The 25,504-nt window shown below is 31.6% G+C and carries 25 protein-coding genes; 13 read left to right on the top strand and 12 right to left on the bottom strand.

Translation table 11 applies throughout. From position 1 onward, the window contains the following. Nucleotides 1–41 precede the first annotated feature (41 nt). The 3 genes from ACKTTR_RS00540 to ACKTTR_RS00530 form a co-directional block, all read right to left on the bottom strand. On the bottom strand, nucleotides 42–545 hold the full coding sequence (locus ACKTTR_RS00540) for a DUF3575 domain-containing protein (protein ID WP_408026025.1): 504 nt from the start codon (nucleotides 543–545) through the stop codon (nucleotides 42–44). A 216-nt stretch (nucleotides 546–761) separates the two neighbouring features. Further along, a complete protein-coding gene (feoB, locus tag ACKTTR_RS00535) occupies nucleotides 762–2,867 on the bottom strand; it encodes a ferrous iron transport protein B (RefSeq protein WP_408026024.1) in 2,106 nt (701 codons plus the stop codon). 3 nt (nucleotides 2,868–2,870) lie between these two features. Next, entirely contained in the window at nucleotides 2,871–3,095 is a 225-nt protein-coding gene (locus ACKTTR_RS00530) for a FeoA family protein (protein WP_047787963.1), read from the bottom strand. Nucleotides 3,096–3,215: 120 nt separating this feature from the next. Here ACKTTR_RS00530 and ACKTTR_RS00525 point away from each other — a divergent pair, with 120 nt between their 5' ends. The 4 genes from ACKTTR_RS00525 to ACKTTR_RS00510 are packed head-to-tail and all read left to right on the top strand — an operon-like array spanning nucleotide 3,216 to nucleotide 7,093. Then, entirely contained in the window at nucleotides 3,216–4,367 is a 1,152-nt protein-coding gene (locus tag ACKTTR_RS00525; protein ID WP_408026023.1) for a DNA polymerase III subunit, read from the top strand. Between the two features lie 2 nt (nucleotides 4,368–4,369). Beyond that, a complete protein-coding gene (locus ACKTTR_RS00520) occupies nucleotides 4,370–4,840 on the top strand; it encodes a hypothetical protein (protein WP_408026022.1) in 471 nt (156 codons plus the stop codon). 50 nt (nucleotides 4,841–4,890) lie between these two features. Then, nucleotides 4,891–6,303, top strand: coding sequence for a sensor histidine kinase (locus tag ACKTTR_RS00515; RefSeq protein WP_408026021.1), 1,413 nt, complete (start codon nucleotides 4,891–4,893; stop codon nucleotides 6,301–6,303). A gap of 7 nt (nucleotides 6,304–6,310) precedes the next feature. Then, the gene (locus tag ACKTTR_RS00510; protein WP_408026020.1) at nucleotides 6,311–7,093 is read left to right on the top strand and encodes an enoyl-CoA hydratase/isomerase family protein; all 783 of its coding nucleotides are present in this window, start codon (nucleotides 6,311–6,313) and stop codon (nucleotides 7,091–7,093) included. Nucleotides 7,094–7,290: 197 nt separating this feature from the next. Here the strand turns inward: ACKTTR_RS00510 and ACKTTR_RS00505 are convergent, their stop codons facing one another. Beyond that, on the bottom strand, nucleotides 7,291–7,944 hold the full coding sequence (locus tag ACKTTR_RS00505; RefSeq protein ID WP_408026019.1) for an HD domain-containing protein: 654 nt from the start codon (nucleotides 7,942–7,944) through the stop codon (nucleotides 7,291–7,293). Nucleotides 7,945–8,009: 65 nt separating this feature from the next. Beyond that, the gene (locus ACKTTR_RS00500; RefSeq protein WP_408026018.1) at nucleotides 8,010–9,017 is read right to left on the bottom strand and encodes an aspartate-semialdehyde dehydrogenase; all 1,008 of its coding nucleotides are present in this window, start codon (nucleotides 9,015–9,017) and stop codon (nucleotides 8,010–8,012) included. A 226-nt stretch (nucleotides 9,018–9,243) separates the two neighbouring features. Between ACKTTR_RS00500 and trhO the strand changes: the two genes are divergently transcribed. From trhO to dinB, 5 genes are all read left to right on the top strand, one after another. Next, entirely contained in the window at nucleotides 9,244–10,275 is a 1,032-nt protein-coding gene (trhO, locus tag ACKTTR_RS00495) for an oxygen-dependent tRNA uridine(34) hydroxylase TrhO (protein WP_408026017.1), read from the top strand. Then, nucleotides 10,275–11,522 (top strand): peptidase U32 family protein, encoded by a 1,248-nt coding sequence (locus ACKTTR_RS00490; protein WP_408026016.1) that lies wholly within the window; start codon nucleotides 10,275–10,277, stop codon nucleotides 11,520–11,522. Before trhO ends, ACKTTR_RS00490 begins: the two co-directional genes overlap by 1 nt. Next, complete coding sequence (locus tag ACKTTR_RS00485) at nucleotides 11,522–11,752, top strand: ferredoxin (RefSeq protein ID WP_073182300.1); 231 nt, start codon at nucleotides 11,522–11,524, stop codon at nucleotides 11,750–11,752. Before ACKTTR_RS00490 ends, ACKTTR_RS00485 begins: the two co-directional genes overlap by 1 nt. Nucleotides 11,753–11,859: 107 nt before the next feature. After that, complete coding sequence (locus ACKTTR_RS00480; protein ID WP_408026015.1) at nucleotides 11,860–12,258, top strand: ACT domain-containing protein; 399 nt, start codon at nucleotides 11,860–11,862, stop codon at nucleotides 12,256–12,258. 9 nt (nucleotides 12,259–12,267) lie between these two features. Beyond that, entirely contained in the window at nucleotides 12,268–13,350 is a 1,083-nt protein-coding gene (dinB, locus tag ACKTTR_RS00475) for a DNA polymerase IV (RefSeq protein ID WP_408026014.1), read from the top strand. Here dinB and ACKTTR_RS00470 read toward each other — a convergent pair. The 4 genes from ACKTTR_RS00470 to rplU form a co-directional block, all read right to left on the bottom strand. Beyond that, a complete protein-coding gene (locus tag ACKTTR_RS00470) occupies nucleotides 13,347–15,269 on the bottom strand; it encodes a tetratricopeptide repeat protein (RefSeq protein WP_408026013.1) in 1,923 nt (640 codons plus the stop codon). The two genes, dinB and ACKTTR_RS00470, sit on opposite strands and share 4 nt — an antisense overlap. Beyond that, nucleotides 15,270–16,007 carry a LytR/AlgR family response regulator transcription factor gene (locus tag ACKTTR_RS00465; protein WP_408026012.1) on the bottom strand — a complete coding sequence of 246 codons (738 nt, stop codon included), beginning with the start codon at nucleotides 16,005–16,007 and terminating at the stop codon, nucleotides 15,270–15,272. It abuts the gene before it with no gap. Nucleotides 16,008–16,378: 371 nt separating this feature from the next. Beyond that, complete coding sequence (gene rpmA, locus ACKTTR_RS00460) at nucleotides 16,379–16,639, bottom strand: 50S ribosomal protein L27 (RefSeq protein ID WP_028891690.1); 261 nt, start codon at nucleotides 16,637–16,639, stop codon at nucleotides 16,379–16,381. Nucleotides 16,640–16,661: 22 nt separating this feature from the next. Then, a complete protein-coding gene (gene rplU / locus ACKTTR_RS00455) occupies nucleotides 16,662–17,147 on the bottom strand; it encodes a 50S ribosomal protein L21 (protein ID WP_408026011.1) in 486 nt (161 codons plus the stop codon). Between the two features lie 208 nt (nucleotides 17,148–17,355). Between rplU and ACKTTR_RS00450 the strand changes: the two genes are divergently transcribed. Together ACKTTR_RS00450 and ACKTTR_RS00445 are read left to right on the top strand one after the other, a co-directional pair. After that, nucleotides 17,356–18,672 carry a M16 family metallopeptidase gene (locus ACKTTR_RS00450; protein ID WP_408026010.1) on the top strand — a complete coding sequence of 439 codons (1,317 nt, stop codon included), beginning with the start codon at nucleotides 17,356–17,358 and terminating at the stop codon, nucleotides 18,670–18,672. 19 nt (nucleotides 18,673–18,691) lie between these two features. Next, nucleotides 18,692–20,740 (top strand): M16 family metallopeptidase, encoded by a 2,049-nt coding sequence (locus ACKTTR_RS00445; RefSeq protein ID WP_408026009.1) that lies wholly within the window; start codon nucleotides 18,692–18,694, stop codon nucleotides 20,738–20,740. An 80-nt stretch (nucleotides 20,741–20,820) separates the two neighbouring features. On the opposite strand, the gene ACKTTR_RS00440 is transcribed toward ACKTTR_RS00445, so the two are convergent. Then, nucleotides 20,821–21,693 carry a DMT family transporter gene (locus tag ACKTTR_RS00440; RefSeq protein ID WP_408026008.1) on the bottom strand — a complete coding sequence of 291 codons (873 nt, stop codon included), beginning with the start codon at nucleotides 21,691–21,693 and terminating at the stop codon, nucleotides 20,821–20,823. Between the two features lie 89 nt (nucleotides 21,694–21,782). On the opposite strand from ACKTTR_RS00440, the gene ACKTTR_RS00435 reads away from it, so the two are divergent. Together ACKTTR_RS00435 and ACKTTR_RS00430 are read left to right on the top strand one after the other, a co-directional pair. Further along, a complete protein-coding gene (locus ACKTTR_RS00435) occupies nucleotides 21,783–22,301 on the top strand; it encodes a cation transporter (RefSeq protein WP_408026007.1) in 519 nt (172 codons plus the stop codon). An 85-nt stretch (nucleotides 22,302–22,386) separates the two neighbouring features. Beyond that, on the top strand, nucleotides 22,387–23,403 hold the full coding sequence (locus ACKTTR_RS00430) for a COX15/CtaA family protein (protein ID WP_408026006.1): 1,017 nt from the start codon (nucleotides 22,387–22,389) through the stop codon (nucleotides 23,401–23,403). A gap of 208 nt (nucleotides 23,404–23,611) precedes the next feature. Here the strand turns inward: ACKTTR_RS00430 and gldD are convergent, their stop codons facing one another. After that, nucleotides 23,612–24,166, bottom strand: a complete 555-nt coding sequence (gene gldD / locus ACKTTR_RS00425) for a gliding motility lipoprotein GldD (protein WP_408026005.1) — start codon at nucleotides 24,164–24,166, stop codon at nucleotides 23,612–23,614. Next, complete coding sequence (gene gldE / locus ACKTTR_RS00420; RefSeq protein ID WP_408026004.1) at nucleotides 24,159–25,487, bottom strand: gliding motility-associated protein GldE; 1,329 nt, start codon at nucleotides 25,485–25,487, stop codon at nucleotides 24,159–24,161. Before gldE ends, gldD begins: the two co-directional genes overlap by 8 nt. Nucleotides 25,488–25,504 lie beyond the last annotated feature (17 nt).

Here is a 25,504-nt window from a genome sequence, read left to right as displayed (position 1 = left end):
TCGCAATTGCGAGCTTTTTATTTGTATATAAATTGAATATCTTAAAAACGATATCCTAAATTTATTCCTACTCTAGGCACAATTGAACGAGCCTCTGAAGTAAACAGGTTTCTACCCAAACCTCCATATATATCAAGTACAAAACCACCTGAGGACACATATTTTGATCCAAAAGCTAAGCCTAGAGCTCCATCTGTATATTCTTTATACTCAGGAGTGCTTGTTCCAAGCATAACAACCTTTCTTTCACCTGTATTAATCCCCATAAAAACTTCACCAAAATAGTTCCAATTACTATTGTTAGTAAAATAATGGCGGAAAAACGGAGTAAACATTCGTTCTTCGTTGTATCTGAAATCTGCTGATTTTTTTTCAAAGTTGAACAACGCTGAGATACCTATTGAAGAACGATCCGTAGTATAATATTCATAAGATACTTCTAACGTTTTAAAAGCTAATGCATCTAGTAAATCTACTTTTACTTCTTGCTGTGCATAGGTAAAAGAACTAACAAAAACCACAGCTACTAATAATATTTTTTTCATTTGAATTTTTACTATTTATAATTTAAGTATTGCCTACAAGTATAATACCACAAACATACATTTTTTATAAAAAACAGTTTGGTAAAATATACTTTCTCACTTACGAGCAGTTACAGTTTGTATCGCAACCGCTATTTTTTTTAGGTTTAAAAAAGAACTTTTTAACTAAAAAAATAACTGCTCCACAAACAACCACATATGTTAAAACTTCTTGCATCAACTTAAAATTTGATAGGCTATAAATGCTGATAAATATGCTAAAGCTCCCATACTTACTAGTTGAACCATTGGCCACTTCCAACTTTTTGTTTCTCTTTTTACAATTGCTAACGTTGCCATACACTGCATTGCAAACGCATAAAATAACAATAAAGAAATTCCTGTGGCAAAATTAAACCTCTTCTCTCCTGTATCAGGGTTTATTTCTGATTCCATTTTTTGTTTTATAGTGGTAATATCTTCTCCATCGTCTTCTACACTATAAATAGTTGCTAATGTACCAATAAACACTTCTCTTGCAGCAAAAGAACTAATTAATCCAATACCTATTTTCCAATCATACCCTAATGGTTTAACTACTGGTTCTATTGTTTTTCCTGCAATTCCTATATATGAGTTTGCCAACTTAGCAGATGCGACTTTTTTAGCTAAATCTTCTTCTGAAAGATTTTGATTTGCGGTATTCTCTACAACACTTTTCTCAGCATTTTCATAAGATGATGGTCCATGAGATGCTAAAAACCATAATACTATTGAAATTGCCAAAATGATTTTTCCTGCTCCAAAAACAAATGCTTTTGTTTTGTCCAATACATCAAAAAACACATTTTTTACTGATGGTATTTTGTAATTAGGCATTTCAACTACAAAAAGTGAGTTGTTTTTTATCTTCAGTGTTTTATGTAGTACATATGCTGCGATAACTGCTGCTGAAAACCCTAAAATATACAAAGCTAATAAGGTAAATCCTTGTAAACTTAAAAAGCCAAACAATTTAGTATCAGGAATAATTAAAGCTATTAAAATAGCATATACGGGTAATCGTGCTGAACACGTTGTAAATGGTGTTACTAAAATGGTTATTAATCGTTCTTTCCAACTTGATATGGTTCTGGTCGCCATAATTGCTGGAATAGCACATGCAGTACCTGAAATTAATGGAATAATACTCTTACCGCTCATTCCAAAACGACGCATAATTTTATCCATTAAAAACACTACACGACTCATATAACCCGTTTCTTCAAGAATGGATATAAATAAAAATAAAATAGCTATTTGAGGAATAAAAATCACAACTCCACCTACCCCAGGAATAACTCCATCGGTTAGTAAATCAGTAAACATTCCTGCGGGCAATTGCGCTTTTGTAAACTCTGCAATATTAGCAAATAAACCATCGATAAAATCCATGGGGGTTGATGCCCAATCGAAAATAGATTGAAATATCAGTAATAGCAACCCAAAGAAAATAACATAACCAAATATTTTATGAGTAAAAACTCTATCTAGTTTACTACGTACATCTGTTGCTTTAGATGCATCTACCTTATAAGTTTTATTTAAAACGGCATTTATTTGCTGATATCTATATATCGTTTCTTTATGTTGATACTTTTTTTGCTTTGTAATTTCCCCTTCAAATTCTTTTATCGCTTCTTTTTCTGAGGAAGAAAGTAATGGTGTGTGATTTTTTGTTAGCATCATCCACAACTCGTAGGGTGTAAACTCTTTACTGACTTTAGCTAATTTTTCAAAGTAAGTAGTATCTATCTTTTGAGATAATTCGTTGAAATTTGAGTGTACTTTTAACGATTTATAATTAACTACTTCTTCTTTTAAGTCATCAACTCCTTCATTTGTTCTTGCCGACATCAATACCACTTTGGTATGTAGTTCTTTTTCTAAGGCAGGGACATCTATAGAAATTCCTTTTCGCTTTAATTGATCCGCCATATTTAGCGCTAAAATTGTCGGAACTTCTAAATCTTGAATTTGCGAAAAAAGTAATAAGTTTCTTTTTAAGTTTTCAATATCAGCAACTACAACAATTACATCTGGTTTTTCTTCTTGATGAGTAGTCATTAAAGCTTTTAAAACAATGCTTTCATCTATAGAGGTAGGATTAATGCTATAAGTACCTGGCAAATCAGTAATCGTTGCATTTTTACCATTAGGTAATTTACAAACCCCTTGTTTTTTATCAACCGTAACCCCAGGATAATTTCCTACTTTTTGGTTTAAGCCTGTTAATTGATTAAACAACGATGTTTTACCCGTATTAGGATTTCCAATTAATGCTACATTAATACGATTACTCATCAGCTATAGTTTTATAATTGAAATTTGACAAGCTGTTTCTTTTCGAATCGCTAAATGACTTCCGTTTACGCATATATACATAGGGTCTTTTAACGGAGCTATTTGAAGTAACTCTACTTCACTTCCTGGTAAACACCCCATTTCTAATAATTTCAACGGAATCTTATCCAAGCACTCTTCAGATATAATTCCTTTTTCCCCTAAATGTAACGATGCGATAGTACTCAAAAGATATATTTTTAGCTTGCAAATATACTAAAATAGAATCGTTCTAAACAGTATATCAAAACAATATATCATTTATTTACAATAGGTTGTTCTCTTTGTTTGATGTCTTATATTTGTGGTATGACTTTCGACGATATTATTGGGCAAGAACATATAAAAAAACACTTACAGCAATCGGCTGAAAACAACAGAATTCCGCATGCACAACTCTTTGTTGGTAAAGAGGGGAGTGGAACTTTACCCATGGCAATTGCCTACGCTCAATTCTTATTATGTAACTTCTCCGATAATGTAGAAGCCTGCAACATTAAATGTAGCAAATTACAGCATCCTGATTTACATTTTGCTTTTCCTGTAACTACAAATGATTCTGTTAAAAAACACCCAGTTAGTAATTTGTTTTTAGAAGATTGGCGTTCTTTTATAGAAGAGCAACCTTATGGAAGTTTATTTAATTGGCTACAACATATTGGTGTTGAAAATAAACAAGGACAAATTGGCGTTGATGAAGCGGAAGACATTGTAAAAAAACTACAATTAAAATCATACGAAGGTGGTTTTAAAGTAATGATTATTTGGATGGCAGAAAAAATGAACGTTGCCGCCTCTAACAAATTATTAAAACTGATTGAAGAGCCACCAAGTAAAACTATTTTTATCCTTGTTACTGAAGATGAAGAACAGATTATTAACACCATAAAATCTCGATGTCAAGCATTACATTTCCCTGTATTAAGTGAAAGTGATATAGCCAATGCTCTTACACAACAAAAAGAAATATCGGAGAACGAAGCAATAAAGATAGCTCATCAATCAGAAGGAAATTACAATAAAGCTCTACATGTTTTAAACAACAATTCAAACGATTTAGTTTTCGAACAATGGTTTATTACTTGGATTAGAGCCGCATTTAGAGCCAAAGGAAACGCTGCTGTTATTCAAGACTTAATTGGTTGGTCGGAAGAAATCGCTAAATCTGGTAGAGAAACTCAAAAGCAATTTTTACAATATTGTTTACAATTTTTTAGACAAGCTTTACTACTAAATTACGGAACACCAGACTTAGTATTTTTAGAAACTCAGTCTGCAAACTTCGAACTCGCGAAATTTGCTCCGTTTATTCATAGTGCCAATATCTTAATCATAGAAAAAGAAGTAAGTGACGCACAGTACCATATTGAAAGAAACGGAAATGCTAAAATTATTTTGTTAGATTTATCTATTAAACTAACACGTCTTCTTCACACCAAAGAAGAAAAAATCCAATCTTAATCATGAAAACAAAACACATAATTACCGCACTTATTTTCGGAATACTTTTTGTTACTTGTAAACAAGAAAAAAAAGAACCGTTATTACAAGAATATTTGGTTGGTAATTGGGAAACAACATATTTGAAAATTGAATATTTAACGGCCAACGAAACTGATAGTACTTCTGTTTTTGAAGATGATTTTAGCAAACCTAACTCAGGAAAGGCTCAATCTACCTATAACAGCGATGGTACTTTTTCTGCGTGGTTTGTGCAAGCCGATGGAAAAAAAATTGGAGAAACGTATGGGAAGTGGAAAACTAGTAGAGATAGTCTATTTGTTGATTATCCGTATTTAGGAAAGCAAGTACAAGCTTGGTATAAAATTACACAAACTAGTGATGGGTTTAGCGCTACCTCTACTTACGACTGGGATAATGATGGAGAAACGGATGATACTTTGCTTATGAAAACTAAAAAAATTGAGTTATAAAATTGCGTATTTTCAATAACATATCGCTTCGAATTAGAATTTTCTTGTCAATGATACTTTTAGTACTATTGGCATCAATTTTAATTGTAATTGTTACTATTTATCAATACGACGAGCAAACAAAAGATTATAATACTGCACGTTTTGAACGTAAAGAATTCTCTACAAAACAAGATATTGAAATTGAGCTTAAACGTAGAACCACATACCCTGTAACTACAGAGAATTTATCCAAAATTTTTCAAGATAGAATTTATGACATTGCTTATGTTCATAAACTTACCATCTCTATGTACGACATGGATGGAAAGTTATTAAAATCTTCCATTCCTTATAATTTTGATAAAAAAGAAGGGCAAAACTTAGCAAACGAAACTGTTAGGGATTTAGCTAACAATTCAAATCATAAAATTTTTAAAAGTAGAACCGAAAAAGGTATCACTTACCAATCTTCATACACCTATTTAAACGACCCTCGTTTTAAAAGGATTGGAATTTTAGAATTACAAATTGCACAAGATAACGAAGAGCAAAAACACGAACTACGAGAGTTTATTTCTCGCCTATCATTAGTTTATTTACTAATGCTTATTATTGCCATTGTTTTAGCTTACTTCTTATCAACCTATATCACACGATCAATTCAAACCATCTCACAAAAAATAAACGAGACCCGTTTAAATAAGCGTAACGAAAAAATTACCTTAAACTCTGCTAGTTCAGAAATCAACTCTCTTGTTGCCGCTTATAACAACATGATTGACCAGTTAGAAGAAAGTGCTGTAAAACTAGCTCAAAGCGAGCGAGAACAAGCTTGGAGAGAAATGGCCAAACAGGTAGCTCATGAGATTAAAAATCCGTTAACACCTATGCGTTTATCGGTACAAAGTTTTGAAAGAAAGTTCAATCCAGAAGATCCTAATATCAAAGAAAAAATGTCTGAATACAGCGAAACGCTTATTCAGCAAATCGATGTGATGAGTTCTATTGCTTCTGCTTTTTCTGATTTTGCTAAAATGCCTACACAACGTAGAGAAAAGCTTAATGTTGTTGATATAGTAAAACATTCGTTAGATATTTTCACTGAAGATTACATACATTATTTTCCTCAAGAAAAAGAGTTGTATGCCAGTTTAGACAAAACACAGTTGATACGAATTGTCACCAACCTAGTTAAAAACTCAATTCAGGCAATAAAAGACACCGATAAAAACCCTAAAATAGAAGTCAAAGTTGCTTCTGAAGGAAATAATGTTAAAATAACAGTTTCTGATAATGGAAAAGGTATTAGTGATGAAAATAAGGAGTTAATTTTCGAGCCTAAATTTACTACTAAAACTAGTGGAATGGGCTTAGGACTATCTATCATAAAAAATATAATTGAAGCGTATGACGGTACAATATCCTTTACTTCAACTAAAGGAGTTGGAACTGTTTTTACCGTAATATTACCTAAAACATAAACATAGTATGAATTTTGAAAATATTTTAGTTGAACAAACTAACGCATTGGCAACTATTACCATTAACCGACCAAAAAAATTAAACGCTTTAAACAAAGCTACTATTGAAGAGCTTCATAATGCTTTTAAAGCTCTGGAAGAAGATGCTAGTATTAAAGTAATTATTATCACAGGTAGTGGAGAAAAAGCATTTGTTGCTGGAGCAGACATCTCTGAATTTGCACATTTCTCTGTTGAAGAGGGAGCAATGTTAGCAAGAAAAGGACAGGAAATTTTATTTGATTTTGTTGAAAATTTATCAACTCCTGTTATTGCCGCTGTAAATGGTTTTGCTTTAGGTGGCGGATTAGAATTAGCAATGGCTTGTCATTTTAGAGTAGCTTCAGACAATGCTAAAATGGGGCTACCTGAAGTTTCTTTAGGAGTTATCCCTGGTTATGGAGGAACACAACGTTTGCCTCAATTAATAGGCAAAGGAAAAGCGATGGAATTAGTCATGACTGCTGGAATGATTACTGCTGATGAAGCAAAAGAATATGGTTTAGTTAATCATGTAACATCTCAAGAAGAGTTGCTTCCTCTTGCTGAAAAAATTGCGTCAAAAATTATGCGCAATTCATCTGTAGCTATTAGTGCAGCAATTAAAGCTGTAAATGATAATTTTAAAGATGGTGTGAATGGCTTTGAAAGTGAAATCACAGAGTTTGGAAACTGTTTTGGGACTGAAGATTTTAAAGAAGGAACTACTGCTTTTTTAGAAAAACGTAAACCTGAATTTCCAGGAAAATAATTTTTTACTACAGAAACAACGACAAAAAAATAGCATCTAAATAAAATTTAGATGCTATTTTTACAATAAGGGGATTACATTAATAAAATGGGGGTTATTAACTGAAGCAAATATATACTAAATTCAATAACATCCAAATTTTAACGTGAACTTTTTATTAAAACAGCATATTTTTTACATTATCAACACAATAAACACTAAATCGTTCCATTCCATTCTTTATAGAATTGATCTAAAAAACCTTCCATATAAGCATGTCTTTGCTCCGCGATTTTTTTTCCTGTCGTAGTATTCATTTTATCTTTTAGCAGTAATAATTTCTCATAAAAGTGATTAATTGTAGGTGCTGTTGATTTTTTATATTCTTCTTTTGTCATCTTTAAATTCGGAGGAATTTCTGGATTGTACAATTCTCTGTTTTTAAACCCTCCATAATTAAAACAACGAGCTACTCCAACAGCTCCTATAGCATCTAATCGGTCTGCATCTTGGATAACATTTAACTCAGGAGAAGTGAAGCTTTGTTTGAAGTTTCCTCCTTTAAAAGAAATGTTATTAATAATATTTTCTATATGAACTATAGTGTCTTCAGAAACTTGTTGATTCATCAGAAATGCTCTAGCCTTTTTTGGTCCAACCGTTTCATCTCCATCATAAAATTTACTATCGGCTATATCATGCAACAATGCACCCAAAGAAACCACAAACTCATCAACATTTTCATTTTTCGCAATTAATAAAGCATTTTTATATACTCGTTCAATATGAAAAAAATCATGCCCTCCTTCTGCTCCTTGTAAAGTTTCTTTCACAAACTCAATTGTGTTTTGTATTATTTGTTCTTTGTTCATAATCCAAAAATAAAAATCCTGCACTTACAAGCACAGGATTTTTAAAGTATTATTATTAAATATTTTTAAGCAGTAACCGATGGTTTCACCAAATTGTTAGCTACTAGATATTCTGCTATTTGAATGGTATTAGTTGCTGCTCCTTTACGTAAGTTATCAGCAACAATCCACATATTTAAAGTATTAGGTTGAGATTCATCTCTTCTAATTCTACCTACAAAAACCTCATCTTTATTGTTTGCTAAAATAGGCATTGGGTATACATTATTTTGTACATCATCTTGTACAACAACACCATCAGTTTGTGTAAGTAACTCGCGTACTTTGTCTAATTCAAAATCATTTTCAAATTGAACATTTACAGCCTCAGAATGTCCTCCAGCAGTTGGTATTCTAACTGCCGTAGCTGTAACACTAAAAGAATCGTCTCGTAAAATCTTTTTAGGCTCTTTTACCAGCTTCATTTCTTCTTTGGTATATCCATTTTCTAAAAACACATCACAATGTGGTAAAGCATTTCTTCCGATAGGGTGTGGATAAGCCATTTCTCCTTCAATTCCTGCTTCTTCATTATCTAATTGACGAACCGCTTTAACACCTGTTCCAGAAACAGATTGATAGGTTGAAATTACCACACGTTTCATTTTATACTCTTTGTGTAACGGAGCCAATGCCATTACTAATTGAATAGTAGAACAGTTTGGGTTTGCTATAATTTTATCTTCGCTCGTTAACACATCTCCATTAATCTCTGGAACTACCAACTTCTTCGTTGGATCCATTCTCCAAGCCGATGAATTATCAATTACGGTTGTCCCAGCCTCAGCAAATTTAGGAGCCCATTCTAAAGAGGTATCTCCTCCAGCTGAAAACAATGCAATATCTGGTTGCATAGCTACTGCAGTTTCTAAACCTACTACTGTATAATTTGTTCCTTGAAATTCAATTTGATTTCCTACTGAACGTTCTGACGCAACAGGAATTAATTCTGTTACTGGAAAATTACGTTCTGCCAATACTTGTAACATTACATTACCTACCATTCCGGTAGCTCCTACCACTGCTACTCTCATTTTTTTGATTTTTGAGTATAAAATTTATTGTTTGTATGCTACAAAGGTTTAAAAAAAACAAATTGGTTGTATCTCTTTTGTTAGAAAAAATACGTTAAAATTTAAAAAATATACCATTTAGGCTTAAATCGTATTGTTTTAAACAGTAAAACTCAAAAAATCAGTACATTTGCACCGGTTTTCTAGAAAAACCACAACATATTTGTTTAACTTAAAAAAGTATAGCATGCAACTGTACAACAAGTTAAGCGCAGAAGAACGCGCTAAATTAATTGACGACGCGGGTAAAGACCGTATTACTATCTCATTCTATCAATATCATAAGATAGAAAATCCAACTTTATTTAGAAATAAATTATTCCTTGAATGGAATGAACTAGATGTTTTAGGAAGAACATATGTTTCATACGAAGGAATCAACGCTCAAATATCTGTTCCCTCAGAAAACTTTCTAGCTTTAAAAAAACAACTAGATAGTATTTCTTTTTTAAATGGAATTCGTTTAAACGTAGCTATTGAGCACGATAATAAATCGTTTTTAAAACTAAAAGTAAAAGTTCGTAACAAAATTGTTGCTGACGGATTAAATGACGACACTTTTGATGTTACCGACAAAGGAGTACATTTAAATGCAAAAGAATTTAATGAAATGCTAGCAAATCCGAATACGGTTTGTGTAGATATGCGTAACCATTACGAAAGTGAAATTGGACATTTTGATGGTGCAGTAACTCCAGATGTTGATACGTTTAGAGATTCATTAGATATTATTGAAGAAGATTTAAAAGACCATAAAGAAGATAAAAACTTATTAATGTATTGTACAGGTGGAATTCGATGTGAAAAAGCTTCTGCCTATTACAAACACAAAGGTTTTAAAAATGTTTTCCAACTTGAAGGAGGAATTATTGAATATACCCGTCAGGTAAAAGATGAAGGTTTAGAAAACAAGTTTTTAGGAAAGAATTTTGTTTTTGACCACCGAAGAGCTGAAAAAATTTCTGATGATGTAATTGCCAATTGTCATCAATGTGGAAAACCTTGTGACACACATACCAACTGTGCTAACGAAGGTTGTCACTTATTATTCATTCAATGTGATGACTGTGCTGAAAAAATGGAAAACACTTGTTCTCCTGAATGCCAAGACATCATTCATTTACCCTACGAAGAACAAAAAGAATTGCGTAAAGGAAAACACGCAAGCAATAAAATATTTAAAAAAGGACGTTCAGAAGCTTTAAAATTTAAAAAGTAATGCAAAAGATTGAGTTAATGGCTCCTGCTGGTAATTTTGAATCGTTACAGGCAGCTTTAGATAACGGATGTGATTCAATATATTTTGGTGTAGAGCAATTAAATATGCGTGCTCGAGCATCTATTAATTTTACCCTAGATGATTTAGAAGAAATCTCTCGTAGGTGTTCTGAAAAAAATGTTCGTACGTATTTAACCTTAAATACAATTGTGTACGATCATGATTTATCTATTGTAAAAACCTTAATCAAAAGAGCTAAAGAAGCGAACATTACTGCTGTGATTGCAATGGATCAAGCTGTAATTGCCATGGCAAGAGCAGAGGGTATGGAAGTACATATTTCTACGCAAATTAATATTACCAACATCGAAACGGTTAAGTTTTATGCCATGTTTGCTGATACCGTAGTATTGAGTAGGGAGTTGAGTTTACGTCAGGTAAAAAAGATTACTGAGCAAATTGAAAAAGAAGAAATCAAAGGACCATCTGGTCGTTTGTTAGAAATTGAAATTTTTGGTCACGGTGCTTTATGTATGGCCGTTTCCGGAAAATGCTATATGAGTTTACACTCGCATAATTCATCTGCAAACAGAGGAGCCTGTAAACAAAATTGTCGTAAAAAATATACGGTAATTGATCAGGAATCTGGTTTTGAAATGGAATTAGACAATGAGTACATCATGTCTCCTAAAGATTTATGTACCATCGATTTTTTAGATCAAATTGCGGATGCTGGAATTAAAGTGTTGAAGATTGAAGGACGCGGTCGCGCACCAGAATATGTTGCCAAAGTTATCAAGTGTTATCGTGATGCTATTGACAGTTTATATAATGGAACTTACGACAAAGAGAAAGTAATTAGCTGGATGCAAGAACTTGAAAAAGTATATAATCGTGGTTTTTGGAATGGATATTATTTAGGTCAGAAATTAGGAGAGTGGAGTAAAGAACCTGGTTCGCATGCTACTCAAAAGAAAGTGTACTTAGGAAAAGGAATGCACTATTTTCCAAAAGCAGAAGTTGGAGAGTTTAAAATTGAAGCCTACGATTTAGCAATTGGCGATACTATTTTAATTACAGGACCCACCACAGGTGCTCAGGAAATGGAATTAAAAAGCATGTTTGTAAACGATAAAGAAGCGCAAACCGCTACCAAAGGAGATGAAGTTACTATGAAACTAGATTTCAGGATTCGTCCATCAGATAAATTATACAAAATTGTAAAAACCGAATTTGCTAAAAACTAATGGTCGTAATTACGCTACAAAGAAACAAATGTATTGGTTGTAATTATTGCGTGGAGTTAGCTCCAGCACAATTTCAAATGTCGAAAAAGGATGGAAAATCTGTTTTATTACATTCTACAGAAAAGAAAGGTTTCTTTACCATAAAATCACACGATGATAGTATTTTTGAAGCTTCTTATGAAGCAAAAAAGGCGTGTCCTGTTAAAATTATTGAAGTAAAACAAGTGTAATTTTAACAAAAACTACTTCCTGTCAGAAAAAATCAAAACTAATGAAAGCTCTCTTATGAGGGCTTTTGTTATTTTAAAAAAATGTACTTTTATCTAAAATAAGCACCATGACTGGAGAAAAAAATTTATCCGTACTTATCAGAGAAATGAAGCCTTTTGTAAATAAAGGAGAGTATGTTTTTACTACTGTAAAAGATATACCCAACATTAATAAAGAAGATATAGTTGGTCAGTTCAAAGAAGCAGAAGGAATCACTTTAATTCTTGAAAAGAAGGTTGCAGATAATTTAGAATTGGCTTACAGTTTTATAGCATCTTGGATTACCTTAAAAATTCACTCTGCTTTAGATGCAGTTGGTTTAACAGCTGCTTTTTCTTCTGAACTTGCTAAACATGATATTAGCTGTAATGTTGTTGCAGGTTTTTATCATGATCATATTTTTGTTGACAAGAAAGATGAAACAAAAACTATAAATGTTTTAACAAACCTATCTAAATCTATTTAGATTGTATTGATGGAATTACAGCCTCCTTTTCGTAAAATTATTCATGTAGATATGGATGCCTTCTATGCTTCTGTTGAGCAATTGGATAATCCTGAATTAAGAGGAAAACCAGTTGCTGTTGGTGGTAGCGAAGTTCGAGGTGTGGTTTCTGCTGCTAGTTACGAAGCTCGAAAGTTTGGAGTACGTTCTGCCATGAGTGGTGTTTTGGCAAAACAAAAGTGCCCACATATTATATTCGTACCTCCAAGGTTTGATCGCTACAAAGAAATTTCATCTAAAATTAGAAAGATTTTTTACGATTATACCGATTTGGTAGAACCTTTATCGTTGGACGAAGCCTACTTAGATGTTACTGAAAATAAAAAGGGGAATCCGTCAGCTAGTATGATTGCCCAAGAAATTCGTCAGCGAATTTGGGATGAACTAGAGTTACGAGCATCCGCAGGAATTTCTATCAATAAATTTATTGCCAAAGTAGCTTCAGACATTAATAAACCTAATGGACAAAAAACTATCAATCCAGAAGAGGTTCTTGAATTTTTAGAGCAACTTCCTGTGAATAAGTTTTATGGAGTAGGTAAAGTTACCGCTGCAAAAATGCATAACCTTGGTATTTTTACCGGATTAGATTTAAAACAAAAATCATTAGAAGAGCTTTCTAAATTATTTGGAAAGTCTGGAGTACATTATTACCATATTGTTAGAGGCATTCATAATTCAGCAGTAAAACCTAATCGAATTAGAAAATCAATCGCTGCCGAAACTACTTTTAGAGAAAATCTATCTTCAGAGGTTTTTATGTTAGAGCGTCTTGATAAAATTGCTGACGAGTTGGAACGTCGCATGAAAAAATCAAACACCAAAGGAAAGACAGTGACCTTAAAAATTAAATACAGCGATTTTACGCAACAAACACGTAGTAAAACCACCAACCATTACCTACAATTAAAAAAAGAGTTCTACCCTATAGTAAAAGAGCTGTTATACCAAGATACACTTAATAACTCTGTTAGGTTATTAGGGATTTCTTTTAGTAATTTAAATACTGAGAAAACTGAACCTGTTTGGGTACAGTTACGATTTGATTTTTAAAGTATTGGTATTTTCAACGAAACTTTGGTTCCTTTCGGATTTCCTTCTTCATCAATTATATCTGTATAAATTAATGAATAATTATTTGCATACTCATTTGCAAAGTTTCGTAATCGTTCTTTAGTTAAATCTATACCTATAGACCTACGATTCAACGATTTATTTTTTCTAATTTTCATAGCAGCATCCCTACCAATTCCATTATCTACAATATCAATTTGTATAAATTCATCTGATATTTTTGTAACCGACAACGAAACTTCTTTTTTTCCTTTCTTAGATGATAGTCCATGCCAAATAGAGTTTTCTAAAAAGGGTTGTAATATTAATGGCGGAACTTTTATCCTTTCTATATTTACGTTTGAATCTATATTTTCTATATAGTTAACTTCATTTGATAATCGAATGTTCTCTATACTCATGTATAAGTTCATTGTTTTTAGTTCTTCACTCAACGTTACTTCTTTTACAGATGAAGATTCTAAAATACTTCGAATTAGTTTTGAAAATTTATTTAGGTAATATACCGCATTCTTCTGTTCGTTATTTATAACATACAGCTTGATAGAGTTTAATGCATTGAATACAAAGTGTGGATTCATTTGAATTCTCAAAGCCTCCTGTTCTAGCATTAATATTTTTTTGTCATTATTTAACAATCTTTGTCTATACATAGAATACAGCAACACTCCTAACAATGCTATAGAAACTAATGCTATAATTAAAACATTTCTGTTTCGTAATAGTTTTAGCTTCGCTATCTCATTCTCTTTTGCTAAGTTCTTTATTTTATTTCTACTTACCTCATTATCATATTTATTGATAAGGTTGTTTACGTATAGTATATTTTTATCATTAAATGTTTTACGTTCTCCTTCGATAGCTTTCTTATAAAAACTATATGCTTTTTCGTAATCCTTTTTTTTCTCATATAGCTCAGACAAGTACAAGTTAGATTGATTAACTCCTGAAGGAATTTTATGTTTATTGGCAACCTCTAAACCTTTTTCTAAATATGTTTTTGCTTTGTCTAAACTATCTAACTTTAATTGTACGTTACCAAACGTAATATATACATCGGATGTATAATACTGATTTCCTATTTTTTCTGAAATAGGAACTACTTCACTTATATATTTGTAAGCTTCATCATATTTTCCTTGTAGCAATAAAACATTACTAATACTGTTATGACAAATAACTTTTCCTATACTTGAATTATTCTCTATGTTATATTGTAAAGATTTGTTGTAATGCTCTAACGCAGCATCAATATCTCCCAGATTTTGAAAAGCAAGCCCCATGTTTTGATGGTTAATTGCTAAACCTCTTTTATCTTCAGTTTTTTCTTGAATTAAAATTGCTTTTTTAAACTTTTCTAATGCTAGTTGGTACTGCTTAAGAGCCAAGTAAATATTACCAATACTATTGTTTGATATACTTATACTTATTTTAGTATCAATATCAGGTATATCAATCTTATCAGCTAATTCGAGTGCCATTTGATGATAATTCAAGGCATTTCTAATCTTATCTTGCCTTCTATATACTACTCCTATTTGATTTAGTGTAACAATTTCTGCATTGACATCTTCTATTTCTCTTGATAACTCAAGAGCTTTCATATAATTCTCTATTGAACTATCAAAAAAAGAGTTATTTCTATAGTGTCTTCCTAACAAATTATAAGCATACACCTCTCCTAATCTGTATTCTTTTTGCTGACTCTCTTTTAAAAGAAAATCTATGTCTTGTTTATTAAATCGTTCACGTTGAAAAAAACGATATAAATCATAATAATCATCTATCTTTTTTTCTATTGCTTGCTGTATTAAACTATCTATACTTCTCTCTTCTTCTTGTGAAAAACAAGAAAGTACTACAGAAAATAAAAAGGTGATTATTATTAATTTCTTCATTTAAAATTTTTCTAAGAAATCCGACTTTCTTTGTCTGGAAACAGGAATTTTATGGTTATTTTCTAGTACAACATAACCATCTGATTTTAAAAACTCTTTTATTTTATTCAAGTTAATTATAAATGAATTATGTATTCTAAAAAAATGGTCTTCTGGAAGTAGTAAGTTTATCTCTTTTAGTTTTTTTGTAACCACAATTTTCTTATTCGCTCCAGTAGTATAAATTGTTGAATAATTACCATCTGACTCTACAAACAAAATTTCATCTTGAGACAAAAAGACAAGTTTACCATCGGTATTAATAGTTATTTTTCTTCTATTAAACTTCTCGTTAAAACTTGATAGTATTTTTTCAACCTTTTCGGTATTATTATTCTTTTTATAATGTTGCTTAACTCTACTTATCGTTTCCTCTAAATCATCAGAATCAATAGGTTTAAGCAAATAGTCTATTGCCTGATTCTTTAGTGCCTTTATTGCATACTCATTATATGCTGTTGTAATGATTATAGCAAAATCTTTATTTTCTATTTTTTCTAACAATTGGAAACCATCCATCGTAGGCATTTCAATATCTAAAAAAAGGCAATCAATACTATTCTCATTTATAAACTTAATTGCTTTTTCCGCAACCGTGAATGTTTCTATGATTTCTATATCATTCCCAAAGCTTGATAGTTCCCAGGAAAGTCCTTGTATTGCTTTTGGTTCATCATCAACTATAACTGCTCTTAACATCTCATGTACATTTATATCAAATGTAACAGATAATATTTTAAAAATAAAATGTAACTAATACGATTTTAGCAAAAAACCAGTTCAAAACTATGTTATAAACATATTTTTTTTACCATTTACACAAAAAAGCACACCATTTATACATCCTTTACATTAATAAATGTTCTTTTATATGATATTTGCAGTGTAATACACAAGGGGAATCATATTGATAAATTGGGGGATTAATCAATAATGATATTAAGTTATGAAACACCACTTTAAAGTGGTGTTTTTTTATATATAAATTTTTATGTTCGTTTATTTATATACACAAAAAAAGCTCAACTAAATTTAGTTGAGCTTTTATTTTATCCTAATCAATTAGTTTCTTAAGCCTCGAATGGAGTTACAGAAACATATGATTTATTATCTCTTTTCTTTTGGAATTTCACAACACCATCAACCTTAGCATGTAAAGTATGATCTTTACCCATGTAAACATTTTCACCTGGGTTGTGTTGAGTTCCTCTTTGACGAACAATAATGTTACCTGCAATAGCAGCTTGTCCTCCAAAAATCTTTACTCCTAATCGTTTCGATTCTGATTCACGACCGTTCTTCGAACTACCGACACCTTTCTTATGAGCCATCTTTGTAAGTTTTTAAAGTTAATTATTTACTTAATGCTTCAATTAATTCTGCTTTCTTTAAAGAAGTATATCCTGAAATACCTTTTTCTTTAGCTAAAGCTTTTAATTCTGCTACAGTCATTGAACTTAAATCCTTCGATTCTTCTTTTGCTTCAGCTTTAGGAGCTTCTTTTTTAGCAGCTGCCTTTTTAACTCCTGATGCAGAAATTCCTTCGATTTGGATTTCAGTTAAATACTGTCTGTGTCCATTTTTCTTTTTGTAACCTTTTCTTCTTTTCTTCTTGAAAACGATTACTTTATCACCTTTTAAGTGACCTAAAATTTTTGCAGTTACTCCTGCACCTTCTATAGCTGGGGCGCCAATAGTTACGTTTCCTTTATCTTCAATAAGCATTACATTATCAAAAGTTACTTTTGATCCTTCAGCCTCTTGTAAACGGTGTACGTATACTTTTTGGTCTTTTGCTACTTTAAATTGCTGCCCTGCTATCTCTACGATTGCGTACATACTATTTGTTTTGCGTTTATACTTTATTCACACTTTCTTAAATAAAAATGCGGGTGCAAATATACATTTTTTACTTCAAAAAAAAATGTATTACTCAGAAAATTACTCTTTTAGCATAAAAAAGGCTCGTTTTTATTATTTCAACTGTAACAAATGCTCTAATTTCACGTCAAATACACGAAAATCATTAAAAATTAAATTTCAATCAATGAGAAAAAGAGTTATCACTCTAGCTTCAGCTTTGTTGTTAGGCTTATCGGCTAATGCACAAAAAGTTGAGTTTGAAGAGTACGATTTAAGCAACGGAATGCACGTTATTTTGCATCAAGACAATTCTGCTCCTGTTGTTACTGTTGGAGTAATGTACCATGTAGGATCAAAGGATGAAGAGGATGGTAAAACAGGAATGGCGCATTTTTATGAGCACTTGTTATTTACCGGAACTAAAAACATTGGCCGTGGTGAATGGAATAAAATTGAAGCTGCCAATGGAGGAACAGGTAATGCTAACACTAACTGGGATAGAACCTATTACTACGAAACATTTCCTTCGAACAACTTACAGCTAGGTTTATGGATGGAATCAGAACGATTATTACACCCAATTATCGACCAAAAAGCTGTTGACACTCAAAATGAAGTAGTTAAAGAAGAGAAGCGTCAACGTATGGATAATGCTCCTTATGGAAAAATTATATACGGAGATGTATACAGTCATATTTTTGACAAGCACAACTATGGTAGGCCTATGATTGGTTATATTAAAGATTTAGACGCCGCTAAACTAAGCGAGTTTCAGGATTTTTATAACAAATGGTATATGCCAAACAATGCTGTGTTAGTAGTAGCTGGTGATTTTGAAAAAGCTTCTACTAAAAAGTTAATTAAAGATTATTTTGAACCAATTCCTGCAAGAACACTTCCAAAAAGAGACAAAGTAGTAGAGCCAGAAAGGACTCAAGAAAAACGTGTAAAAGAATACGATTCTAATATCCAGTTACCTGCTATTTTATTAGCACACAAAACTCCTTCAATGAAAGAAAGAGACTCAAAGGTGTTAGATGTTATCTCAACTATTTTAAGCAACGGAAAAAGCTCTAGATTATATAAAAAATTAGTTGACGATAAGAAAAAAGCACTACAAGTATTTTCTTTTGCTCGTAACCTAGAAGACTACAGTGTTTACAATATTGGAGCTATTCCTTTAGGAAAAACATCTTTAGATGATTTAATTAAAGAAATGGATGAAGAAATTGAGAAATTACAAACTGAATTAATTTCTGACAGAGATTTACAAAAAGTTCGTAACAAATTTGAGAACCAGTTTGTTGCTTCAAACTCTAGTGTACAAGGTATTGCTAATTCATTAGCAAGAAATTATATGTTAGTTGGAAACACTAACCAAATTAACAAAGAGTTAGAGGTTATCAACTCTATTACAAAAGAAGAAATTAGAGACGTTGCTAAAAAATACTTAGCTAAAAATCGTCGTGTTGTTATCGAATATTTACCAAAAAAGAAATAATCATCTAAACTGAATTTTAATGAAAACGAAAATATTTTCAATTGTCACAATATTATTTCTATCATTAACTGTTTCAGCGCAGATTGATAGAACCCAACAGCCAAAACCAGGTCCAGCTCCTAAAATTAACTTAGGAAGTCCTAAAAAGTTTGCTTTACCTAACGGATTGCAAGTTTTAGTGGTTGAAAATCATAAATTACCAAGAGTATCTGCTACATTAACTATTGATAATCCACCAATGTCTTTTGGAAATAAAAAAGGGGTTGAAGGATTATTAAGTGGGATGCTTGGAACAGGATCAACAAATACTCCAAAAGCAAAGTTTGATGAAGAAGTTGACTTTTTAGGAGCTAATATCTCTTTTTGGAATGAAGGAGCAAGAGCAAGTTCATTATCTAAATACTTTCCAAAAGTATTAGGATTAATGGCTGATGCTGCTTTTAACCCTGTATTTACTCAAGAAGAGTTTGATAAACAAATGAAACAATCTCTTGACGGAATTAAAAACAGTGCTAAGAGTGTTAAAGCTATCGCTAGTAGAGTTGAAAACGCTTTGACGTATGGTAAAAACCATCCTTTTGGTGAGTTTACCTCTGAAGAAACCTTAAAAAACGTTACGTTACAAGATGTTAAAGATTTATACAACAAAACGTATAAACCAAACAATGCCTATTTAATTATAATTGGTGATGTAAACTTTAACGAAATTAAATCACAAGTTAAAGACTTATTTGGAACTTGGAAAAAAGGCGATTTAGTTGCTCAAAAATTACCAAAAGTTGAAAATCCTTCAACTACAGAAATCAATTTTATTGATATGCCAAATGCTGTTCAGTCTGAATTATCTATCATTAACGCAGTAGATTTAAAGATGAACGATAAGGATTACTATGCTGCTTTATTAGCTAACCAAATTCTTGGTGGAGGCGGTACTGGTAGGTTATACAAAAACCTTCGTGAAGATAAAGGGTACACTTATGGAGCTTATTCAGGAATCGGATCAAGTAGATATGCTTCTCGTTTTAAAACAACTGCATCTGTAAGAAACATGGTTACTGATAGTGCTATGGTTGAAGCGATGAAAGAAATCAACAAAATTCGTTACCAAAAAGCAACTCAAGAAGAGTTAGATATAGCAAAAGCTAAATACATTGGAAACTTTGTTCGTAACGTTGAGAAGCCTCAAACAGTAGCTTCATATGCTTTAAATATTTTAACGAACGACTTACCTGCTGATTACTACAAGAACTACTTAAAAAATATAAATGCTGTAACATTAAACGATGTTCAAAATGCTGCAATTAAGTACTTCAAAGGAGATAAAGCTCGTATTATCATTACAGGTAAAGGAATTGATGTTTTAAAGAATTTAGAAAAAACAGCTGACTACAAAATCAACTATTTTGACAAAAACGGAAATCCAGCTGAAAAACCAGCAATGAGTTTACCTATCCCTAACGGTGTTACAGCTTCTAGCGTAGTAGATAGTTATTTCGAAGCCATTGGAGGAAAAGAGAAAGTAGCAAGTGTAAACTCTATAATGACTACATCAAATGCTGAAGTTCAAGGAATGCAGTTAAGTTTAGTTCAAAAAAATGCTGCTCCAAATAAATCTGCAGTAATCGTTTCTATGATGGGCAATGTGATGCAAAAGGTAATTTTTGATGGAACTAATGGATATCAAGAAGTAAATGGTCAGAAAAAAGAAATGACAGGTGATGAATTAGAAGAGGTTAAAAATACTGCTGCTCCTTTTGCTGACAAAGCTTATAAAGCTGGAACTTTAGATAGAATTGAGCCTATAGATGGAAACAATGCCTATGTGATTAAACATGGTAAAAAAGAAATCTTTTACGATGTAAACTCAGGGCTAAAGGTTAAAGAGGTAAAAACCGCTAAAGGACCACAAGGAGAAATGAAAGTACCTGTTGTTTTTTCAGATTACAAAGAGGTAAATGGAATTAAATTCCCTCATAAAATGATTCAAAAGAATGGACCAATGACTTTTGAGTTCATTACAAAAGAAATCAAAATTAACGAAGGTGTTTCTGATGCTGATTTTAAATAGATATTAAACTTACGTTTATAAAAACTAAAAGAGCCAAAATGCAATATTTTGGCTCTTTTTATTTTAAGTAATTTTTAAAATTATCTTGCTTTATTTACTAACCAAACTCCAAACAGAATAATTCCTCCAGCTAACAACTGAATTAAGCTTAATTTTTCTCCATCTATAATTCCCCACATTACAGCAACAGCAGGGATTAAATACGTTACAGAAGCTGCAAAAACAGGAGATGATAAATGCACCATTTTATTAAACAACACTTTTGCTATTCCTGTTCCCACTACGGCTAAAATTGTAATATAGCCTAATGCTGAAGTAGTTTCTGCTGTTACTTCAAAAGTTGAAAAGAACCCAGAAACCATCAAAACTACAAACGCTGGTATTATCAATAACAAAAAGTTTCCGGTTGTAATTGCCAATGCATCTAAATCATCTAAATATTTTTTAATCATATTTACATTAAAAGCGTACCCTATTGAAGCTATTAGTATTAAAACAGCATACCAATAATTTTGATTCGGATTTAACTCGGCTCCTTTCAAAATAAGAATTAAAGTTCCTGTCAACCCAATTAAAACTCCGTAAAACTGTTTTCTTTTAAAAGTGAACCCAAATACCAACGCCCCAAAAATAAACGTATTAAAAGGCGTTAACGAGTTTAAAATAGCTGGTATAGAACTGTCTATTTTACTTACAGCAAAGGCAAATAAAAACGCAGGAAAAAAAGTACCTAAAACTGCTGTGTAAGCAACATACTTCCAATGTCTCTTTTCTATCCTCTTTAAACTCTTAAACCCAACCAATAACAAAAAAGCTGCTGTAATTAGCATACGTAAAGCTCCTACTTGGACTGGACTTAACCCTATTAATGCCTTTTTCATTAAAATAAAAGAGCTTCCCCAAACTAGTGAAAGCACTATTAAAAACAACCATTTTTGTTGTTGACTATTCATTCTCAATTAATTTAAGCACAAAAGTCGTTTATTTCTATTTTTAATTTTGATTTTATTGATAAATTTGCTGAATAACTCAATAAATAAAAATGATGAAAATTCAGAAAATACTATTTGCATTGGCTTTTGTTAGCTTTTTAGCTGTCGGATGTAAAAATGAAGTTAAAAAAGAGGAGGCAACTCAAGAGCAAAAAACAGAGATAGTTGCTGATGCTAAAGAGCTTTCTTTAAGTATTTCAGGAATGACTTGCGAAATAGGTTGTGCTAGAAAAATAGCATCTGATTTAAGTAAAAAAGAAGGTGTTTTAGAAGCAAACGTTGTTTTTAATGATAGTATTGCAACTATTAAATATGATGCAAATAAAACTAATAAAGCAGATTTAATTGCTTTTGTTGAAGGAATAGGTAGCGGTGATATGTATAAAGCTTCTGAAACAGCAAAAAAAGATGCTGATAAAAAAGCATGCAACATGAAGTGTTGCGCAGACAAAACAGAAGCAGAAAAGGCTACTTGCGAAAAAGAATGTTGCACTAAAGCAGAAACTGAAAAAGCTGCCTGTAAAGAAGATTGCACTATGGCATGTTGTGCTGAAACAAAAAAAGCATAATTGCTAATTCAAACAATATCGAAAGCTCCTAAATTAGGAGCTTTTTTTATGGCTTTTAAGTATCTTTGCTAAAACTTTTCATCAGATGAAGAAACATTTTCCTCTCATTGTAAAAATCTCGTTGATTGCTGTATATGTTATTTTTTTAGCTGGTTCTGTTGTTCGTATGACAGGTTCAGGAATGGGTTGTCCTGACTGGCCAAAATGTTTTGGATATTATATTCCACCAACTTCTGAAGAGCAAATTACTTGGCAACCTAATTCTGAGTATAAAAAAGGGATGATTATCGTAAAAAATGAAGCTTTATTTGTTGCTGAACATGATATAAAAACCACACAAGATTTTAACGCTAATAACTGGAAAAAATACACCAAACATGACTATGCTAAATTTAATAAGTTTCATACTTGGACAGAGTATATTAACCGATTAAGTTCTGCTTTGGCAGGAATTCCTTTTTTGTTTTTAATTTTTGTTTCTGTTAAGTTTTGGAAAGAAAACAAACAAATAACTCTTTTATCATTCGGAGCTTTCTTTTTGATGTTATTTGAGGCGTGGCTTGGTAAAACCGTAGTAGATTCAAACCTAAAACCAACAATTATCACCATTCACATGGTTGGTGGTTTAGTTATTGTTGCTTTGTTATTATGGTTGCTTTACATCGTTTCCGATCGAAAGAAAACATCATACAAATACAATTCATTATTTAGTAAGTTAGTAATTCTTTCAGCTGTATTTTCACTAATTCAAATTGCTTTAGGAACTCAGGTACGCCAATTTATTGACGAGCAAGTAAAACTACATGGATTTGAAAACAAACATTATAGCTTGATGGATCCAAATATAAAATTCTACATCCATCGTTCATTTACTATAGCTATTGTATTGGTAAACCTTGGGTTATTTTATTTAAATCAAATAAAGAATTTAGGCTACAAACTGGTAAACTGGATTGTACTCTTAATCTTTTTAGAAACCATAACAGGTATTTTAATGTACTATGCTGAGTTTCCTTTAGGAACACAAGCTGTACACTTATTATCGGGTGCTGTTTTATTCGGATTACAGTTTTATTTGTGGTTGCAAAGTAGGAGAAGTTAAATAATATTTATTCCGTGAAAAATATATTTAATGCTGACACAACAACTATAAAAAAACAAAAAAAGAGTATATTTCTTTCCTTCTTTTTTTCTGACATTTCATTTGATAATTCAGTTTTACATAGTTTTACAAAAACCCACCAAAGGAAACCTCCAATACTTACCAAAAGCATGTACCTACTACTACCTAACATAAAAATTTTACCTCATTAATTTTTCCACTCCAACGTTTCCATCATATGAATCATATCTTTTTTGATGTATTCAACTGCTGGTAAAATAGAATCGTAATTTGGCTTAGTATAAAAAAACAATGACCCTTTTAAAAAGTGTTTAGAGCTATCTGTTGCATGAAACTGCACTTGTGAAGCAGCATTACCTAAAATTTGATATAAGCTCCCGTAAACTTTTGTATTTGGATTCGCATATTCTACTGGAGCAGTAATTTGATCTGCTTTAATAGCATGTTCAAATACTAGCTTTTCAGATTCAATTAGTAACTCTCTTAAATTTCCTTCAATAGGACGATACGTAATATCTACCGAGGCTTTTAAACTTGGGTACTCAACTTTTATCCAGTTTTTCGGCAAATCTTTAGCTTGTGCCATTTGAGCTATTTCAAACGTATATGGTTTGTTTAAATTTTCTTTTTTATAATTTTTATCAGGATATTCTAAACTTAAATATCCTTTAGGCTTAGGCAAGGTTTCCTCACCACAACTTATTAAAAATATTGCTGATGTCAGCAAAAAGAGTTTACGCATTTCGGGTAACTTTTACTTGTTTTATACGTTTTTTAGCCAACGCTTCAATAGTAAACGTATAATTACTGAAGTTTATTTTTTCACCTTTTTTAGGGAATTTTCCTGAGACCTCTAAAATAAAACCTGCTATAGTTTCACTTTCTCCTTTAGCCTCTTCAAACTTTTCCTCATCTTCATCTTCCAAGACTCGGCAAAAATCTTTTATGGTTATTTTTCCATCAAAAATATAATTATTTTCATCAAGTTTCGAATAAGTTAGGTCTTCATCGTCAAATTCATCATTTATATCACCTACAATTTCTTCTATTACATCCTCTAATGTTACAATTCCACTAGTACCTCCATACTCATCAACTACAATTGCTAAGTGTTTTTTCTTTTCTTGAAACTCTATCAGCAAATCATCTAATTTTTTGTTTTCTGGAACAAAAAATGGCTCTCGTAACAATTTTTGCCACTTTAATGTTTTCTTATTTAAGTGCTCTAATAAATCTTTAGCATATAGAACTCCGGTAATATTATCAATACTTTCATGATATACCGGATTTCTGGAATACCCATTCTTTAAAATAGTTTGCAACACCTCTTCGTAACTAGTATCATCTGATAATGCACACACATCTGTTCGAGGTTTCATAATTTGTACAGTTTCAGTATTACCAAAACTTACAATTCCTTCTAAAATTTTTTGCTCTTCTTTAGTCGTTGCGTCATCTGATGTTAACTCCAACGCTTGTGACAAACGCTCTACAGAAAGGTTATTATTCTTATTACCAAGCTTATTTTCAACAACACTTGTTAATTTGATAAGCGGCAAACTTAATGGCGTAAGTAAAGTATTTAATGCTTGAATAGGTTTTGCCATAAACTCAGCAAACTGTAATGATTTTCTGCTAGCGTATACTTTAGGCAACACTTCACCAAACAATAAAATTAAAAAAGTAATGAGTACTATTTCTATTAAAAAAAGTACAGATACATTGAAAAAATAAAAGTCCAATTCATAATCTAACCCTGAGAATAACACCTTACCAATGCTTGCAAAGAGCAATACAATAAGAATATTAATAAAGTTATTTGTTATTAAAATGGTTCCTAATAACTTTTTAGGGTCTTGAAGTAGTTTTACTACGGTGTTTTCTTCTTTTGAGTTTGCTGATAACTCATCTAATTCTGTTTGTGAAATTGAAAAGAAAGCAACTTCAGTTCCTGAAACTAATGCAGAACAAATCAATAATAAAAGTAACAACAAACAGTTGATAGCAGTCAACCAATCAAAACTTGATAATACTAAAAGTAAAGGTTCGGGTTCTGGGTCCAATTTTTAAAATTTAATTA

Origin of the sequence: Tenacibaculum litoreum (assembly GCF_964513915.1) — a bacterium.
Lineage (GTDB): Bacteria > Bacteroidota > Bacteroidia > Flavobacteriales > Flavobacteriaceae > Polaribacter > Polaribacter litoreum.
This window is presented reverse-complemented; position numbering and strand designations above follow the sequence as displayed.